Raw genomic sequence first — 19,007 nt, 5'->3', positions numbered from 1 at the left:
GGAAGCAGTATGTCTCTCAATAACTATCTCGATCCGGCCACCGTCAAACGCAAACTGATTGTCTCGGCGGTTGAGCATCCGGGTACTGTCTACCCGCTCACGGGGGCGTTACTGGCGGGTGCCGCCAATCTGTTTGTGTTTGGTAATCAACTCTACCTGTACGCCGCTGCCGGGCTGATGCTGGCCTGGTCCTGCATCAATTTGCCAGTGCTGTTGGCCACCGGCCAAAGCCGTATCGAAAAACGCCTGCTACAGCAATATCAGCAAGCGATGGAACAACAACGCGAACAGAAACTGGCCGCCCTCAAAGCCAGCTTTGTTGAACTCGATTCGGCTATCGGCCAGCGCCAGTTCAGCAAACTGAATGAAAAATTCGATAATTTCCGTGAGCTGTTGGGCCGCAAGCTGGACCCGCAGGAGCTGACCTATTCACGTTATCTCAACAAGGCCATGACGGTTTATCACGCCAGCCTCGACAACCTGATTCAGGCAGCGGACCTGCTGAAATCCATCAGTACCATCCAGGTTGCAGAGCTTGAACAGCAACTGCAACAGCCAGATTTACCGCAGCAGCAACACACGGCCCTGAGCACCCGACTGGCGCTTTATCACGACAAACAACAGGCCGTGCAGCAGTTGTTCGTTGATAACGAGGCAGCGCTGACGCTGTTGGATGTTTCTGCCGCCGAGCTGGCCTCAATCACCACAGGTGCACTCGAAAAAATGGCATTGCAGGATGCCATGAAAGAATTTGACCACCATATCCAGCGCCTGGCGCGCTACTCCATTCGTCAAGACAAGGAATGAATACGATGACTAACCCAGTTGAACACGCCAGCCCGGGTCTTGAACTCAAGCCGGTGACTCTGACCCAGCTGAAGCAGGAAAAGCTGCCGCAATTGAACGCATCCCGCGACCAGCGTGCCGCTTCCGTTGAAAGCGAATACGAACGTCAGGCCGACCAGTTCGTCGCTTCCCTGCTGGCTATTGATGGCCGTAATGAAGCCGCCCAACGTCAGGCTGTCGCGACCGTAGAAACACTGGGCGCGGATGCCCAGCAACAACTCAACCGCCACAGCAGTGCCATGCTGAAAGCCCCGGCTCACCTGATCTCCGAAGCCGATGACGGCGGCCCTGTGGCGAAAAACCTGCTGCAACTGCAGGAGCGTGTGGCCGAGGTTAACCCCAACAAGTTCAATCTGTCAGAAAGTGGCTTTCGCAAGCTGCTGTCGCTGATTCCCGGCTTTGGTACACCGCTGGCACGTTGGTACGCCAAGTACCAGACCGTTGAAGCCGTGCTGAAAGACATTGTTCAGAACATGGAAGCGGGCAAACAGCAGCTGGTAAACGACAACACCACGCTGATGAATGACCAGTCGGTAATGCGCCAGCTCACCTATCAGCTGGAAGACTACATCACCCTCGGCCAGCTGGCCGAAAAGAAACTCAGCGCGGCGGTCAGTGCCATGACGACTGACGACCAGCAAAAAGGCTTTCTGCAAGACAAGGTGCTGTTCCCGATCAACCAGCGCATTATGGATCTGCAACAGCAACTGGCGGTCAACCAGCAGGGATACCTGTCGATTGATGTGATTGTTGAAAACAACAAACAGCTGATCCGTGGTGTCGAACGGGCGTTAAACGTCACCATTACCGCACTGGGCGTGGCGGCAACCCTGGCAATCGCCCTCAAACGTCAACAAAAGGTGCTCGACGCCACCAACGAGCTCAACAGCACCACCAGCGATATGCTGCTGTCGACATCCGAACAGCTGCGTACCCAGGGTGTTGAGATCCAGAAACAGGCCAGCTCTGCCAACCTCGACATCAACAAGATCAAGGCTGCCTTTGCCAATGTCGAACAGGCGATTGCCGATCTGTCGAGCTTCCGCAAGCAGGCTCTGACACCGATGCGTGAATCCATCGAAGACATGAACCAGCTCAGCGAGCGTATGGAAGAAGCCATTCGCAAGGTCGAGCAAGGCCGTGCCGCCGAACAGGAGCAGGGCTTGTTGATCATCGATGCCACCGATCCAGCCTGAGCCAATTGAGACAACGGACACCCAACGAGGAAAAATGGATGGAAACCAAGCCCTATCACGTTGAAAGCTGGCGCGACTGGATTGTACCGGTTGCCGAAGAACAGCTGACCTTACGCGAAATTCTGGCCACTGCCCTGCATCTTCAGGCAGGCCAGCAAGACATCCCATTGATCGTTCAGCTGGTTGAGAACCCCAAATTTGATATTCCCGGCATCAACCTGTTTAACGGTGCGGTCGGCCTGGAAGCCCACGACTGTATTCACGCCATACTGGGTCGCGGCATGCTGCCGAAGGACGAAGCCTTTGTGATTGGCTTCACCATGGGCAGCTCCAATCGGGTGACCACCACCGAAGAACGACTCTTTACACTGGCCGCCAAGTATCTGTACCCCGGCCCGTACAAGTTCAATGACGAAGACATTCACGTCTTCAAGGATGCCGTGCGACTTGGCTTTGTATCGGACTGCACGCCACTGGCGGAAGTAGATTACGAGCCGTATATGGATATGCCAATCAAACAGGTGCGACAGGAAATTGGTGTTGAGGTCGAACTGTTAAAGGCCTACTACCAGATTGAACGCCGTCGTTACCCAGCCGACAAGGCCAGCCAACGGACCTTGTAAGCCAGCGTCTGGCAAGGCTACCGACAAGGTATGCCTTTCCCCTACGCAAGCGAATTTACACGTCTTGCGTAGGGGCATGATATGTCGGGACAGCAGCCTAGGTTCTTCATCAACAGCCACTGATCACAGTCGCCACCTTGCCATTTTCATCGTTCAAGGATTCATCATGTCAGCTACCCTGACTCCAGCGCCCAGCCAACAAGAAAGTATTACCCTGCTCAACACTGCCTGCACCGCCATCGAGTATTTTCACACCGGACTTGGCCAGGCCATTGCCAGCTACATTCTGACCGGCTCACCGGCAACGGCTTTGGATGATCTGGCCAGCCATAATCAATCCCTCTACCCCGGCAGCAGTCGTGGCGGTTTCCCGGATGAGTTGACCAAACAGCACAGCAAGGTCGAGCAAGCCCTGAAAGAATTTCTCGCCTCCGAAAGCGGAGCTCAACCAGCTATATGGGTGCGTTTGGGGCGGGTAATGCACGCAGGTAGGTACTACGACTATCGTTACTCCCGTCATATGAACAACCGCCCGGATGGCTGGGCTCTCAAAATGCTGGCTCTGTTGGCGGGCCATTACGATGCCATCGACCGTGAGGTACTGGTGTCTACCCTGCAGGAATACCAGCAAGACCCGATGTTGCTGGATACCTGGCTGCTGGAAAATACCTACAGCTACTATTTAAATTACTGCAAATTACATCAGCGTCTTCAAAACACCACCGACTGGCTGACCCTTGCCTGCGACCCGGACTGGCTGCAAGCGCTGCAAGATCTGCACGTCAGTGCCCGTGCCACACTGGCACGCCTGTTAGGCAAACAACTGCAAACTGACCAGACCACCAATTCCGAAGCATTTATTGAGCCCTTGCTAAAACTGGCGGCCGACAGCGCCAAAGGTGTGCGTCAGGCCACCCTACTGGAAATCCACCGACTACCGGGGCAACCGCTGGTCGAGTACCTGCAACAACAATATCCCAAAGCCAAAGCATCCACCCGGCTACACTGGGTCGCCGCCGCCGCAGAACACCCGGATTGCAAACCACTGTTAGAACAATGGCTTGAAACAGAAACTGCTCCCAAAGCACTGGAAGCCCTGCAGCGGTTGGCCAATCACCAGCAGCCCGATGATGACACGCCGTTTGAATGGCAGATTCCTGCGGCCAGCCCGATTGAAATCAGCAAGGAGATTCCGGCCCACTGGTTCGGACTGCTGCAGCAGTCCCGCCAGCAGCGCATTCGTTACACCGAATCCAGTATTGAAAACCAGCAGCGTTATCTCGAGCAGTCTGAGAGCCCTCGTCCATACGAAGTCCAATATCTTGAAAAGGCCAAACAGTCACTGGTCAAACTGCGTTCAATTACCGATGCCGACCTGCAACAGGTGATTGACTGTCTGGCCAATGCAGAAGCTCGGCCAGCCAACCCGCAACTGGACACCATCTTCAGAAACGCCAATCTTATCCAGCAACCGGATACCAACCTCCGCCACCTGTTTCGTTTTCTGGGCACACACACTCTCTCCTGGGGATTTTTACGCCATCAGCCGTACTTTGCCCGACTGGTGAATGAACTGAGCGACTTTCGCCAACTGATGGCCATTGCCGCCGAAGAAGTCGTTGAATCGCAATCCATCGAAACACTGTTATTTGCCAGCAATGGCGACATACCGGAATACTTGCTCGAGCTGAAAATATGGCCGTATCTGGCAGAGCATGAATCGCTGATTGATGATGGCCTCAAAGGCCAATATACCGCTACAGGCCATCTGGACAGCAACGACATCATCATGAGCAGCCTGCGCTTGCTGCAGTATTTTCCACAGCTGCCAGCCCGCTGGAGTAACGCCCTCTATGACCTTTGCCTGCATGAATCCCGTTATGTACGCCAGCAAGCGTTCCGTACCGTTGAGGCTCTCGGCATCGACCTCTCACGAGTGTTAGAAATGCTTGCAAGTCGTGAAAAAGCCCTGCGTGCAGACATCATCCAGTGGCTTGGCCGCCTCGGCCTTGAGGAATCACAACCAGCCTTGCTGCAAGCCTTGCAAAAAGAAAAAGACGCACCGACCCAAGCACTGATCATCGATGCCCTGCAACGCAGTGGTTATGACATCAGCGAGTTTCTGACTCTGAAGCTGCTGGAAAAAGAAGCCAATGCCGGTCTGCGCAAGGCACCACCAAAATCGATGGACTGGTTCCCGCGCGAGCAACTGCCGGCAGTGACCTTTAGCGACGGCAGCGCGGTACCGGAACCGCTGTTGTTCTGGTGGATAGTACTGGCGGTCAAACTCAAACAACCGGAAGGTAACGCGCTGCTGGACAGCTATCTGACCTTGCTTGACAACAACAGTAATCAGCGCCTCGCACACTTCCTGCTATCCAGCTTTATCGACCAGGACACCCGCTGCCCAACCGATGAAGAGGCTCACGAACACGCCGAGCAAGGCAAATCTGCGCTTTACAGCCGCTATCAGCAATGGGCCAAATCCAGCTGGGGAGCCGAGTATGCCAACAAAACCACCGACGACGCCTACCGCGAGCTGTATCGCAATCGCAAGGTGCAGTTGTTCGGTTCAGCCATCAAGGAAAAAGGCCTGCTGGCACTGACCAAACGCGGTGACAGCCAGCAACTGCTGGGGCTGATTCGGCCATTCATGAAAGAGCATTACAAGCGCCGCTCACAAATCGAAGCCATGCTGGCGGCGGTGGGCGACAGTGATGACCCTGTCATGATCCAGTTTGTGCTCGGTATTGCCCGCCGCTACCGCACCGCCTCAGTACAGAGTCTGGCTCGTCAACTGATCGACAATATCGCGACCCGCAATGACTGGAGTGCTGACGAGCTGGCCGACCGCACGATTCAGACCGCCGGTCTGGAACAGCTGCACGGCCCGACCGAATTTGAATACGGCAGTCGCACCCTCAGCATCCAGCTCGACGACAGCTTGAAACTGCAACTACTCAGCACTGATGGCAAGCTCATCAAAGCCCTGCCACAGCCTCGTCAGGACGACGACAAGGAAGCCATCAGCGACACCAAAAAGTGGTTCAGCAACAGCAAGAAAGAACTCAAGCAAGTGGTCGAGCAACAACAGGCCCGACTGTACGACGCCATGATCACCGACCGCGAATGGCACAGCGGCGACTGGCTGCAATACCTGCATCAGCACCCGGTGATGAACCGTCTGTTACAACGTTTGCTGTGGCAAGTAGAGATCGACGGCGAATGGGTCAGCTTCCGCCCCACCGAAGAGGACGAATTCATCAACCTCGATGACGACGAAGTCAGCATCCCTTACAACAGCCGCATCCGACTGCTCAGCGCCGTAGCACTGGCTGAAGCCGATATGGCAGACATCAAGGCCTGGCAACAGCACCTCAAGGACTACAAGGTCACACCGCTGTTCGATCAGCTCAGATCAGCGCAAATCGCCTTCAAGCAGGGCCAGCGTAAAATCGATCATTACCATGGCTATCTGACCGATGCCTTTACCGTGCGCGGCGTAATGACCAAAGCCGGTTACGAGCGCGGCCAGGCTGAAGACGCTGGCTGGTTCGGCGAGTACACCAAAACCTTCGACCGCTTTGGCCTCAAGGTGATTTTTACCTTTAGTGGTAACTGCCTGCCGGAAGAGCAAGTCAGCGCCGCCATCTACAGCATGCAGGTGGTAAAACTGTCGAACCGCAGTTACTGGCACCAGGAAGATGATTACATCCCGCTGGCCGAGCTGCCCGCCAACCTGCTCAATGCCATTGCACTCGACTACGAAGCGGTGGCCGCCAAAGCCACTGCTGATCCGGACTGGGAGAAAAAACTGCCGTGGTAAACGTCATTCGAGAACGCGCCGAACAGCGCTACCAACAGGAACTGGACACCCTCCGCGAACACGACAGCAGCCCGCGGCCGCCGGGCTGGGCGCTGTCAGCCGCTGCGGTGCGCCGCTTTATCTGCGGCGATGCCGTGCATGGCATCAGTCGCAAATACTATGGTGACGACGCGCTGGTTGAGCGCGCTATTGTCAGCCTGATGGGCAACAACGGTTTGATGCTGGTCGGTGAACCAGGCACCGCCAAATCCATGCTGTCGGAACTGCTGACCGCTGCCATTAGCGGCCATAGCGAATTGCTGATTCAGGGCACCGCCGGTACCACTGAAGAACAGATCAAATACAGCTGGAACTTCGCCCTGCTACTGTCCGGCGGGCCGAGCCTGGAAGCCTTACTGAAAAGCCCGGTGTACGAGGCCATGGAACAGGGCAAGCTGGTGCGCCTGGAAGAAATCACCCGCTGTCCGCAGGAAATCCAGGACGTACTGATTTCAGTGATGTCGGAGAAAACCCTCACCATTCCCGAACTGGGCATTGCGATTCAGGCCAAACCCGGCTTTAACGTCATCGCCACCGCCAACCTGCTCGACCGTGGTGTTAACGACATGTCCAGCGCCCTCAAGCGCCGCTTCAATTTCGAAACCGTGCCGGTGATTAACGATGCAGCCATGGAGAAAACCCTGATCATGAGCCAGGTGCAGCAGCGGCTGGCCGACAGTGGCACAGAACACCCGCTCGACGCCGATCTGGTCGAACTGCTGGTGCAGGTGTTCCACGAGCTGCGCCACAGTACCGGCCCACAAGCGCTGGAAGCCACGCTGTCCACTGCCGAAGCAGTGAACATCGTCCATGCCTGCGCCCTCCACAGCCTGTACTGGCAGCAGCCGATGAACACCGCCCAGCTGGTCCAGCAAATGCACGGCACCCTGATCAAGGACAAACCGGACGACATCAAGAAGCTGGCCCACTATCTGGATGTGGTGGTGCGTGAGCGTTCCAGCTGGAAAGAATTCTTCACGGCAGGTAAAGCACTGTGGATGAAATAGCCGAACCGGATATTGGCCAGTACCTGGTCGACTGCCGGGCAGCGTTTTTGCGTGACGACGGCCTGAGCTGGCTGCCGGTACGCCATCACAGCCCGGCCTGTGCCGCCATGACCATCGAGCAGCTCGACCGCCAGCAACCGCAAATGGTACTGATCGAAGCGCCGATGGCCTTTGTCGACCAGCTGCCCTTGCTGCAAGGCGACGAGGTGCGGCCACCACTGGCGCTGTATCAGCACCAGAGCTACTACCCGATGGCCGAAAACAGCCCGGAGTGGCAGGCCATTCGCTGGGCCGCCGCTCATCAGGTGCCGGTCTGGTTTATCGACCTCGACCAGCCAGACCGCGCCCCCAATAACAGTAACGAGGTAGACAGCAACGAGGGCGACAGTGATGAAGGCGGCAATCGCTGGAGCGACAGCCGGCTGCTCGGCTCCGAATACACCCGCCAGCTGCAACAGAAACTGGGCTGCCGCTCGCAGGACGAAGTCTGGCAACGGCTGTTTGAATGCCGCGACTTTGCCAGCGCCGACGACTTCTTTTTGCAGGTCATGCTGTACTGCGCCGCCAGCCGTGCCTGTCACGATGACGAGTCCCTGCAACAGCTTGGTGACCTGCCCCGCGAACAGTGCATGCGCGCTCATATTCGCGACGCCCGCCAGCAGGTTGAGCGCATCGCGGTGCTGACCGGCGGCTTCCATACCCCGGCGCTGTTCGACTTTTCAAGCGAAAGCGCGCCGATTCCGGCCAGTGCGCTGGACCAGACCGATGCCGCCGCCCCGCGTCAGGCTGCGGTGCTGGTACGCTACAGCGACGAGCTGCTGCATCCGGCCTCCGGCTACGCCGCCGGTATGCCCTGGCCTGCCTTCAGTCGCTGGCAACTGGCCGACCGGCTGAAGAAGAAACAGAGCGATGCCGAAGAATGGATACTGTTTCTGCTCAAGCAACTCGGCCTGACTCTGGTGCAGCGCCAGAACGTTATCCACCACCTGCAACAGCTGTGCGTGCTGCGCCAGCTCGACCGCCCCGGCAGCAATGATCTGCTCGACTCGCTGACCAGCTGTCTGGTCAAACAGCAATTCACCGCCGATGCGCTGGAGCCCTGGCAACAGATTCTGCGCGGCGATGCCATTGGCGAGCTGCCGGAAGGTCTGCCCGGCCTGCCGCTGGTCGATGAAGTTCTGCAACAGGTCCGTGCAAGCCGCCTGAAAGTCGGCCCCGCTGGCCAGTGCCATTTTGATCTGCTGGATATGAACGAATCCGCCGCCAAACGCCGCCAGCTGCTGTGTCGGCTGGCCTTTGTCGAAGCCGGATTTGCCTCCCCTTCAGGTGGACCAGGCAGTTTCTACAGCTTTAGCGCCAGCAAGAAACGCGAATCCTGGAGCTATCAGTGGACGCCATCGGTGGAAGTACGGCTGGCCAAACTGGGCCGTAACGGCAGCACGCTGGAACGCCTCATCATCATCCAGCTGCTGAATCGGCCCCAGCAGAGCCTGGGCCAGAGCGTGACTCTGCTGCAACAGGCCATGCAAATGGGTCTGCAGCAGCATCTGCCGCAGCAACCCCTGTATCAGCAAATTCACGACTGCACCGACATCCAGACGCTGTCGCAGAGCTTTATGCAAATCTTCCAGCTGTCGCGCCATCCGCTGTTTGCCGACCAGCCGCTGGATAAGCTGTACCGGGCACTGTGGCAGCAACTGGGCTTTCATCTGGCGGCACTTAACCAGCTCGATATGGACGAAGCACTGGAACTGCTGGTTGCCCTGCAAGGCATCGCCCGCCAGCACGAGGACGAACTGCACCAGCCCTGGCAAGACCGCCTGCACTGGCTGATCTGCCACAACCGCCACCGGCTGCCGATGTGGTTTGCCCTGCAAGCGCTGGAAGTGGAACTGACCGACGGTGACGCCAGCGCGCTGCTGCAACAGGTTCACAGTCAGGGCTTCAGTGAGCGTTATGCCATCCTCGAAGCCCTCATCACCGTGGTGCCACACTGGTTGCGCCAGTCGTCCGGGCTGCTGGAGTTGCTCAACCACTGGCTGGAACAACTGGATGACGACCACTTCACCGAGCAGCTGCCTGCCCTGCGCAAACTGTTCAGCCGCATGGACGCCCGCGAGATCGACGGCATTACCCGCCAGCTGCGTACCCTCAACGACTGGGACGACCCGCTCGAATGGCTGAAAAAAGGCCTCTCCGAGCAAGACGTCGAACAGGGCATGGTGCTCGAACAGCAACTGCAACAACGCCTCGACCAGCTAGGACTGAACGCATGGCTGAGCTACTGAAACAACGCTGGCGGCTGGTACTGGGCCGCTACGCCGACGACCTCAACGCCAACCTCAGCTCGCAACAGCAAGGTCAGGATCAGGTCCTGCAAACCCTTTATCAGCAAGGTCTGGTGGAACGCGGTTTTGATTTGTCGGGCGGTCTGGAGAGCGGCGAGCCGCAGATCATCCAATGGCTTGAACAGGCCGAAAAGCTGTTTCCGCGCAGCGTCAACGACAAGCTGCAACAGGACGCGGTGGATCACTACGGCCTTACCGATGTGCTCAAGCAGCCCGGTGTGCTCGACAAGATCACCCCCAGCGTCGACCTGCTCAAACAGCTGATGAAACTCAACGCCCACCACAACCCGGCCCTGAGGGACCAGGTCGAGCGGATTATCCGTGGCGTGGTCGAGGAGCTGCTGCGCAAGCTGATGCCGGTGTTTAGCCACTGCCTGACCGGCCGTCTCAACCGGCAAGCCCACAGTCCGGTCAAACGGCTGGCCAACCTCGACTGGCAAACCACCATTCGCAAAAACCTGAAAAACTTCGACGGCGAACGGCTGCGCTACGAGCGGGTGTACTTCAACGCCCGCCAGCAAACCAGCCTGCCGTGGCGAGTGATTCTGTGCATCGACCAATCCGGTTCGATGGCCGAGTCGATGATCTATTCGGCGGTGATTGCCGGGATTCTGACCCGCCTGCCCACCGTGAAACTGTCTCTGGTGGTGTTCGATACCCGGGTGGTCGACCTCAGCGAACACGCCGACGATCCGGTCAGCGTGATGCTGCGCACCCAGCTCGGTGGCGGCACCCTGATCGGTCAGGCCTGGCAATACTGCGAGCAACTGGTCAGCGCCCCTCAGAGAACCGTGGTCGCCACCGTCTCCGACTTCTGTGAAGGTGGCCCGCTGCAAGGCATGCTCGGCCAGGCCGCGCAAATGGTCGACAGCGGCATCAAAATGCTCGGCATGACCGCCATGACCAGCGACTCGACGCCCTTTTACAACAGCCAGTCCACCAGCCAGCTGCAACAACTGGGCATGGACATCAACGCCCTCAGCCCGGACCAGTTTGCCGACTGGCTGGCGCGTGTTATGGGATTCAGAAAATGAACGACGATTTGCTCGCCAGCCTCAGCAGCCCCGGACTGGTGCGCCGCGCCCGCAAGGCACTGGACAAGGCCAGCCCGATTCTGGCGGATGGCGACCGCTTTGAATTTGAAGGCCAGCACGGCCAGTTCAACCGCGACAACCCCAACCTCAGCCAGTGCGACTGCGCCGCCTCCGGACTGTGCAAACACATCATCGCCGTCTGTTTGTATGTGGCGGAGACCTTAAATCAGACGTCTGACGCTGGAGGTCTGACGCCGGATACTGAAGGGCAAGGGTCGGACGTCGGACGTCAGACGTCAGACGCTGAAGTCCAAAAAGCTGGCTGCCAACCCTGGGCACCTGACCTCGATATCCCCGCCCTGCTGAAATCTGCGGGCAAGGCGAAGGTCCGCCAGTTATGGAAGCAAAGCCAAAAACGCTGGGCCTACAGCATCGAGACTCAAAACGACTCTGGCATGGTGCGGGTACAGATCCATCAGGATGAGATTCACTTTCGCCAGGCGCGCGGTCTGGATGATCTGATCTGTCACTCACAAAGCGAGCCGATGCGCTTGCTGGCGGTGTGGCTGTACTGCCAGCAGCAACAGCTCAGGTTTGAATGGCCGGACTGGCTTGGCGCAGAACAGCAGCAACAGGCCGGCATCAGCCAACAATCACAACAGTGGCTGGGCGAGCGGATTCGCCATCATCTGCAACACATGCTGATGCAGGGCATCGACCAGCTGCGCCCTACCGCCTTGCTGGAACTGGAAGCCATGGAGATGCCGATGCAGCGGCTGGGCATGAACAGCGCCGCGCTGAAGCAGCTGCTCAGCGGGCTGGAGCGTTACGTCAGCGGTCGGGGGATTCGTGATCGCAGCGCCATTCTGGTCAGCATGGCCAAACTGCTGGTCAGTCTGGAGCAGGTCCAGCCGGAGCAACTCAAGCCGCTGCAACAGGCTCCGCAACAGCTGTTCGGACTGGGCGGCTATCCATGGCGCAACGACAGCGGTGCCCATGGCGTCACCCTGATTCTGCAAGACCCGCAAGGACAGTTTGTGACGCTGGCCGAGAGCCGGGCCAGTGCCAGCCCGGCGCTGAGCTTTGAGCAGACCTGGCAAAGCGGCGGCTGGCTCGACGGTGCGCCGTCCGGCATGGCCTGGATGGGCAAAATCATGGCCCTCGACAATGCCGAGCTGAACGGCTGGAACCGGCTGCGACGGATGCAGGCCACCCGGGTTTATGCCCAACCGCCCGCCTCTGTGAATTCCGATCAGCCATTAGCGCCGGCCGAGCCGGTCAGCATTGATCATGTCGATGAGATCGACTGGCAGGCAGAATTCCTCTGCTTCCGGCCCAGTGCCTGCCACAGCACTCAATTTGATGAAGCCAGCCAGACCCTGACCGTGCAGTACGCCGATCGAGACGGCCATATGCTGGGGTTTGAGCTGACCAGCTCCCCCCTGACAAAACAGGCAATCATCAACCTGATGGCGCTGGAACAGCATTTGCCGGAACTAATCGTCGCCCGCATTGAGCGCAACCATGTACGCGTGCGGCTGACGCCCTGTACCCTACGGCTGCCAGCCAGCGTTCTGCCGAAACCACCGAAAAGTCGCTATTCAGAGCCCTCAGCGCAGGACAAAGAGCCTTCAGCTCAGGGCAAGGAGCCCTCAGCTCAGAATAAAGAGCAAGAGACCCAGGAACAGACCACAGCGCCAGCAGGCGAGAAAAAACCTGCTCTCTGGTTCAACCTCTACTTCGATACGCTGGAAAACCGCTACCGGCCCACCCGCTTCAGCTGCTGGCTGGCCAAACTCAACAGCCAGCCAACCCAAAACGGGCAAACCAGCCGTCTGCAACAGCTGCTGATTCATTGCCTCGATCAGCTCGCCGACCAGCCACCGGGCGCCGCCGCCCATGCCGAACTGGCGCGGCGCTGCGAGGATATGGGCCTGAAAGCCCTGGCCCGGCTGCTGCAATCCGCCGCACCGCTCGATTCGCTGCGTGCCGTCTGGTGTGTCACTCAGTTATTGGACATGGCAACAATCCTGCCAGTAGTAAGAGTAATTCATCCGATGGAAAGCCCGGCATAAGCCGGGTGATCAGCACAATGACACCAGCCAGCGCGATGCATCGAGTTGCTGCTGTTGGAAACGTTGGCCAGTCAGCTGTTCGATCAGCTCGATATTGGTACGGGTATGCAGGCTCGGTGCCGTGGTGGTAAAGCGACCGGCACCGGCCAATGCAATTGGTAACAACAGTTGGTCGGCCAGATATTCGTCCACCGCGACATTGCTGTGCTGCCATTTTCGATAAAACCCGGCCAGCCTGCGGGCGATCTTTTCTGCACTACTGCCCATTGCGGCAGGCAGTTCAAAGCGTTGGACAAATTCCGGCAAAGCCACTTCAAGCGCCAGCATATTGCCAGCACCGAGGGCATCGACAAATTCCACGGTTGTGACCAGATCCATTCCCAACCGGCGCTTCAGCTCGGTCAGCTGACGCTCGGCAATGTTGCGCGGTAACTGATTCTGACAAACAACAGCGACCGGGTCAGCAACGGCTGGAACTACGTGCTCCAGTTGCAGGGGCACAAGCTGCTGCACGGGCACGATTTCCAATGTCCAATGACCGCCACCCGCGGGCATGAAGCCATGTCGATGCAGGCTTAACCGGGTGGTTACCCCCATCGTTTGCAGCAACGGCAAAAACGATTGCCGCAGAAAATCCACTGACGGCGACAAGCCATTGTGAGTACCACCCCGAAACTCAGCCGTCGACGGCTCCGACGCCAGTACCAGTGGCAGCAGTACGGTCTGGCAGACCAGCGCCGTGCTGCCTGCGGTACTGATGGCGAATTCGTAAAGCCCGCCCTTGACTGGCGCAGGTTCAAACTCAAGCCAGTCCGAGCCCGGCTCATCCCCCCGCAGCGTACCAGCACAAATAGCTGCTGCTGCGCGAGCACAGGCCAGATGCTGACGCATCAAGCCGGGTTTGCTGCGACCGGCACGAATGTTGGTTATCCGCAGTGGCCGCTGCTGCAACAACGCCAACGTCAGCGAGGTGCGCAGCACCTGACCACCGCCCTCGCCCATGGCACCGTCCACCTGCATCCATGAAGATGTCACAACCATCGTTCCTTACCCTTTCACGCAGACAATTTGTTTCAGGGTATGGACCACCTCGACCAGATCCTGCTGGGCTGCCATCACCTTGTCGATGTCCTTGTAGGCATGCGGGATTTCATCAATCATGCCTTCGTCCTTGCGGCACTCGACTCCGGCGGTTGCAGCCTCCTGATCGGCAATTGAGTAGACCTTTTTGGCTTTGGTGCGTGACATCACACGCCCGGCTCCGTGACTGCAACTGTTGAAGCTTTGCGGATTGCCCAACCCTCGAACGATGTAGGATCGTGCTCCCATGCTGCCCGGAATAATCCCCATTTCACCTTGCTGCGCGCGCACCGCACCCTTGCGGGTAACGTAGCAATCCTTGCCAAAGTGGTGCTCACGCGAAACGTAGTTATGGTGACAATTCACCGCTAATTTCGCGCTCTCGAACGGCCGTCCCAGAACTTTCTGCAAGGCAGCAATGGCATTTTTCATCATGATGTCGCGGTTGATAGCAGCGTAATCCTGAGCCCACTCCACCGCTTCCACGTAGTCATCAAAATACTCACTGCCTTCTTCAAGATAGGCCAGATCCATGTCCGGCAGCTGAATCTGGTGGCGCTCCATTTCCTTACGGGCCAGTTCAATGAAGTAGGTGCCAATACGGTTACCCACCCCACGACTGCCAGAGTGCAACATCAGCCAAACACTACCCTCCGTATCCAGGCACAGCTCCAGGAAATGATTACCTGTCCCCATGGTGCCGAGGTGATTGATGTTGTTGGTTTGGCGGATCGCTGGATGCTTGCTGCAAATTTTCTCAAAACGCTGCGCCAGCGTGCTCCAGCCGGCCACCACCAGCTCAGGCAAATCGTGCCAGGCACCGGTATCGCGGCGACCACGCCCGGAAGAACGCCCATGCGGTACAGCCGCTTCGAAAGCGTGGCGGATTTCCTTCAGGCTGTCAGGCAGGTCACGGGCTTTCAGGCTGGTTTTGTTGGCGACCATACCGCAGCCGATGTCCACGCCTACCGCCGCAGGAATCACCGCGTTGACCGATGGAATCACGCTGCCAATGGTCGCACCTTTACCCAAATGTACGTCAGGCATCACCGCTATGTGGGAATGCACCAGATCCATACTGGCAATGTTGGCCAACTGCTTGCGAGCCTCATTTTCAAACGGCACGCCGTTAACCCAAGCTTTGACAGGCACTCGGCCAAGCTGATCGAACACTTGATAGTTATCGTGGTTACACATGGTTTTTTCCTTGTTTCTGAGCCTCAGCGATTTGAGCTGGCTGCATCGTCACCAATCCTTTCATCAAGCCATCAAGGCCGTTATGTACCGTCAGGCTGTCGATTTTTTCAGCCACTTTTTCAAGTGCTTCCAGTTCCTTCAGGCGCAGCAAAATCGGGTTGTTATCCATCACTTTGGCGGTATTGTGCAGGCTGCGAGTGGCGGCGGTTTCTTCCCGTCGCTTGATCACATTGGCTTCTGCCGCTTTCTGGGCTTCGACCACCTGATTCAGGATCGCCTTCATCTCACCGGGCAAAATGATGTCCTTGACGCCCACGCCTACCAGCTCGATACCGATGGCTGTCAACGACTCACGCACGATGTCGCGCACTGTCTCGTTGACGTACAGTTTGTCGAGCAGCAGTTCGTCCAGGGTCTTGGTACCAACGGCTTCCCGCAATGCCAACTGCAGCAGTTTGTAGATGTACTCATGGGGCTGGTCGACACTGGCAGCCAACAGCGTGACGTCGATGGTTTTCACCGTCGCTGACAGGTTGATTCGCAGACTTACCCGATCCTTGCTGAGAATCTCCTGACCACTGATGTCCAGCATGGTGGCGCGCAGGTCAAACTGACGAACCTCATACTCATGATTGAATTGCCAGAAGCCATAACGTCCCGGCGCCAACTGCCGTACAAACTCGCCGTCCTGATACAACAAACCCACATGCCAGCTGGCCACCGTGAATTCAGTCACCGGCTTCACCGCCACCGAAGCTTCGCTGCGAATCAACCGTTTGGACTGGTTGGCCCCCACCCGATTGATTTCGCGTAGCAGACCGTTATCGAGCTGCAACTGTTGTTCAAAGTCGATGGTTTTCAATTCCACCTTGCCAACATCCTTCCAGATATAAACCTGTTCACCCGGTGCCACGACGCCACGCAACATGCCGTCGAGATACAGCAGCCCCAGCTGGTCAGGCTGTAATTGCCAGAAGTGAACATGCTGTTGCAGCAGCTTCGAACGGGCGTACCAGCGAAGGGTGTCCGGATCACTCAGGTAAATGTCGTTCACATCAAAGCTGTGAAAAGTCAGGGACTGTTTCCAGTCAAAAAATGAATGCCGTCCGGCGGTCAGGATTTGTACCAGCTGGCGGTCTTTGTAGACCAGCTCACGCTGGCTATCGGTAACGTTCCGGATTGTTTTGAATTTCATAAAATGTCCTTTTCAAACATCGAGAGTGGGAAAATCAGCGTGTGGAAGAAGGGGCGAAGAACCGGAATAACAGCGGCAATCCGGCCTGTGTTATTCGTTATTCTTACGCCCGTTACATCCTCAGAGACTGTCTTCGCACCCCCTCTTTCGCTTGGGTATTTAGTCAGGAGCGGGGGCTCGAATCCCGCGTTTTGTCGAGCTTCCTGGTTATCGGAGCAGGGATCGAACCTGCACCTCCGGCCTCTCGACCGGGCTCAGCCATAGAGCTATCCGATTCATGTGTTTGTAACGGCATACGCAAAGGTATTCCTGGCGCACCGGGGTGATTCAGAATCACACCCTGAGTTACACCCTTGTAATTCCAAGTCGCGTGCCAGTTTTTGAAATGGCCTGAAAATTAATTTTAAGTCATTGTTTTTATTATATTTATTTAAATCGGGATTATTTTCTGGATAAAACAGGCAGTATTTCCTATAGCCCGGATATATCCTTAAAGATAGGTATTTATATTTATGGATAGGATCCAGGACAGAATGAAAAAGACCATCGTTTTGAGTTTTCTGGGCACCCAACTCGACTTCAGTGGCAAGAGAAATGATCGCTGGGCTCGCTGGCGACCAAATATTTCCCTGTGCAGCCAGCCACATCTGCAAATTGATGAGCTATATCTACTGCACGACAGCGACTACGAGCGCCTGGCAGGCCGAATCAGTGCTGATATTGAATCCGTTTCGCCTGAGACCAGAGTGATTCCGCAGCAGATCAACTTCCGCGATCCGTGGGATTTTGAAGAGGTCTACGCTGGTTTGTTTGACTGGTGCCAAAACCACACCTTTGATACAGACAACAACGACTACCTGTTTCACATCACCACCGGCACACACGTCGCCCAGATCTGCGGCTTTCTGCTCACAGAAAGCCGCCACTTCCCTGGCAAACTGATACAGAGCTCACCGGATTCCAGTAACCCGGTAAAATCGATTGGTCGGGTACAAACCATTGATCTCGACCTCTCACGCTACGACCAGCTCGCCAGCCGCTTTGAAACCGAACACCAGCAAGGTAGCGACTTTCTGAAACAGGGCATCAATACCGCTAACCCCCGTTTCAACCGCATGATTGCCGAAATCGAAAAGGTCGCTATTCGCTCGGCAGAGCCAATTCTGTTGACCGGCCCGACCGGCGCAGGCAAATCCCAACTGGCTTCCCGTATTTATCAGCTGAAGAAAATCAGGGGGCAGGTCAAGGGCGAACTGGTCAGCGTCAACTGCGCCACCCTGCACGGTGACAACGCCATGGCCGCCTTGTTTGGTCACACCCGAGGCGCTTTTACAGGCGCCCACAGCAGTCGCGAAGGCTTTCTGAAAAGAGCCGACAGAGGCATACTGTTTCTGGATGAAATTGGCGAACTTGGTCAGGAAGAACAAGCCATGTTGCTGCATGCGTTAGAGCATAAAAGCTTTTACCCGGTCGGCAGCGATCAACCACAGCACAGTGATTTTCAGCTAATTGCTGGCACCAACCGCAACCTGCTGCAACGCATTGGCGAAGGGCTGTTTCGTGAGGATTTGCTGGCGCGCATTAATTTATGGAACTGGCAACTTCCCGCACTGAACGAACGCCCCGAAGACATTCCTGCCAACCTGAACTTTGAACTGGAACAGTACAGCCAGAAAAATGGTCGCAGGGTGCTTTTCAATAAGGAAGCCCGAGATCAGTTCCTGAGCTTTGCCCAGTCACCGCAAAGCCTTTGGCGCGGTAACTTCCGTGATTTGAGGGCCGCCGTGACTCGCCTCTGTACCCTGGCTGAGTCTGCCCGCATCACTACTTTCGATGTACAGCTGGAAATAGATCGCCTACAACGCAGCTGGAACGGCGCCAAAGATTCAGGGCAAGACCATGCAGCACAACAGACCGGGGAGATTCTCGGTCAGTATCTGGACCAGCAAGCCATTCAGCAAATCGACCAGTTCGATCAGCTGCAACTGGCTGCTGTTCTGAAGATCTGCCAACAGTCCGGTTCGTTAGCCGCAGCCGGTCGCAAGTTGTTTGACGTCAGCCGTCAGCACAAGAACTCCAGTAATGATTCCAGTCGCCTACAAAAGTATCTCGCCAAATTCAGCCTCAAATGGAGTGATCTCCAACGCTCCTGAGACTGACGGCCGGTATAAAAAGGTTCATCACACTTTACCGGGAAACGCCGCTTTGATTTTCAAAAAGAAGTAAGCGTTATCCCGGTGTCCATACGCCATCCGTTTGATCACCTTTATATTGTTGTTCATGCCTTCCAACACGCTGGTGTTCAATCGGTACAGCCCAGATGTGATGCCGCCAAGAGAGCCTTCAGGTGCTTGACAGTCAGCTCTCTGACACATAAATCTGCTGGATTCCGCAAACGCTTCTGACAAGGCATGTGTAGTGGTCAACTGATTCCGGACACGGTTTTAAGTTTTTCTTCTGCGGCGTGAGGACTGATTCCATCATTCGCAGTATGTGGCCGTTGCTGGTTGTAAAATCCCATCAGATAACGGCCGATATCCA

The 19,007-nt window shown here is 56.7% G+C and carries 12 protein-coding genes, 1 tRNA gene and 1 pseudogene; 9 read left to right on the top strand and 5 right to left on the bottom strand.

Annotated features, from left to right (window positions below):
• Positions 1-9 precede the first annotated feature (9 nt).
• The 8 genes from K6123_RS04210 (at position 10) to K6123_RS04175 (ending at position 12,994) form a co-directional block, all read left to right on the top strand.
• Complete coding sequence (locus tag K6123_RS04210) at positions 10-807, top strand: hypothetical protein (RefSeq protein WP_221794497.1); 798 nt, start codon at positions 10-12, stop codon at positions 805-807.
• Between the two features lie 5 nt (positions 808-812).
• Positions 813-2,042, top strand: a complete 1,230-nt coding sequence (locus K6123_RS04205; protein WP_221794496.1) for a toxic anion resistance protein — start codon at positions 813-815, stop codon at positions 2,040-2,042.
• Between the two features lie 38 nt (positions 2,043-2,080).
• On the top strand, positions 2,081-2,665 hold the full coding sequence (locus K6123_RS04200) for a hypothetical protein (protein ID WP_221794494.1): 585 nt from the start codon (positions 2,081-2,083) through the stop codon (positions 2,663-2,665).
• A gap of 166 nt (positions 2,666-2,831) precedes the next feature.
• Positions 2,832-6,491 carry a DUF4132 domain-containing protein gene (locus K6123_RS04195; protein ID WP_221794492.1) on the top strand — a complete coding sequence of 1,220 codons (3,660 nt, stop codon included), beginning with the start codon at positions 2,832-2,834 and terminating at the stop codon, positions 6,489-6,491.
• Complete coding sequence (locus K6123_RS04190) at positions 6,485-7,537, top strand: AAA family ATPase (RefSeq protein WP_221794491.1); 1,053 nt, start codon at positions 6,485-6,487, stop codon at positions 7,535-7,537. The genes K6123_RS04195 and K6123_RS04190 overlap by 7 nt, the downstream gene beginning before the upstream one ends.
• A complete protein-coding gene (locus tag K6123_RS04185) occupies positions 7,525-9,825 on the top strand; it encodes a DUF5682 family protein (protein WP_221794489.1) in 2,301 nt (766 codons plus the stop codon). Before K6123_RS04190 ends, K6123_RS04185 begins: the two co-directional genes overlap by 13 nt.
• Positions 9,810-10,919 carry a VWA domain-containing protein gene (locus K6123_RS04180; protein WP_221794487.1) on the top strand — a complete coding sequence of 370 codons (1,110 nt, stop codon included), beginning with the start codon at positions 9,810-9,812 and terminating at the stop codon, positions 10,917-10,919. The genes K6123_RS04185 and K6123_RS04180 overlap by 16 nt, the downstream gene beginning before the upstream one ends.
• A complete protein-coding gene (locus K6123_RS04175) occupies positions 10,916-12,994 on the top strand; it encodes an SWIM zinc finger family protein (RefSeq protein WP_221794485.1) in 2,079 nt (692 codons plus the stop codon). The genes K6123_RS04180 and K6123_RS04175 overlap by 4 nt, the downstream gene beginning before the upstream one ends.
• Before the next feature lie 9 nt (positions 12,995-13,003).
• Here K6123_RS04175 and rtcA read toward each other — a convergent pair whose 3' ends face one another.
• The 4 genes from rtcA to K6123_RS04155 all read right to left on the bottom strand — a co-directional run bounded on the left by rtcA (position 13,004) and on the right by K6123_RS04155 (position 16,742).
• Positions 13,004-14,029, bottom strand: coding sequence for an RNA 3'-terminal phosphate cyclase (gene rtcA / locus K6123_RS04170; protein WP_221794483.1), 1,026 nt, complete (start codon positions 14,027-14,029; stop codon positions 13,004-13,006).
• A gap of 12 nt (positions 14,030-14,041) precedes the next feature.
• Positions 14,042-15,271, bottom strand: coding sequence for an RtcB family protein (locus K6123_RS04165; RefSeq protein ID WP_221794481.1), 1,230 nt, complete (start codon positions 15,269-15,271; stop codon positions 14,042-14,044).
• A complete protein-coding gene (locus tag K6123_RS04160) occupies positions 15,264-16,466 on the bottom strand; it encodes a slipin family protein (RefSeq protein WP_221794479.1) in 1,203 nt (400 codons plus the stop codon). The genes K6123_RS04165 and K6123_RS04160 overlap by 8 nt, the downstream gene beginning before the upstream one ends.
• Positions 16,467-16,670: 204 nt before the next feature.
• A tRNA-OTHER gene (locus K6123_RS04155) sits at positions 16,671-16,742 on the bottom strand.
• A gap of 257 nt (positions 16,743-16,999) precedes the next feature.
• On the opposite strand from K6123_RS04155, the gene rtcR reads away from it, so the two are divergent.
• On the top strand, positions 17,000-18,619 hold the full coding sequence (rtcR, locus tag K6123_RS04150; protein ID WP_221794477.1) for an RNA repair transcriptional activator RtcR: 1,620 nt from the start codon (positions 17,000-17,002) through the stop codon (positions 18,617-18,619).
• Positions 18,620-18,646: 27 nt separating this feature from the next.
• On the opposite strand, the pseudogene K6123_RS04145 reads toward rtcR, so the two are convergent.
• Positions 18,647-18,772: pseudogene (locus tag K6123_RS04145) on the bottom strand (transposase); the annotation flags it as partial.
• Between the last annotated feature and the right edge of the window lie 235 nt (positions 18,773-19,007).

The organism is Oceanobacter mangrovi (assembly GCF_019740315.1).
Classification (GTDB): Bacteria; Pseudomonadota; Gammaproteobacteria; order Pseudomonadales; family Oceanobacteraceae; genus Oceanobacter; species Oceanobacter mangrovi.
Note: the sequence above shows the minus strand (reverse complement) of the source record. Positions and strands in the feature narration are given on the sequence as shown.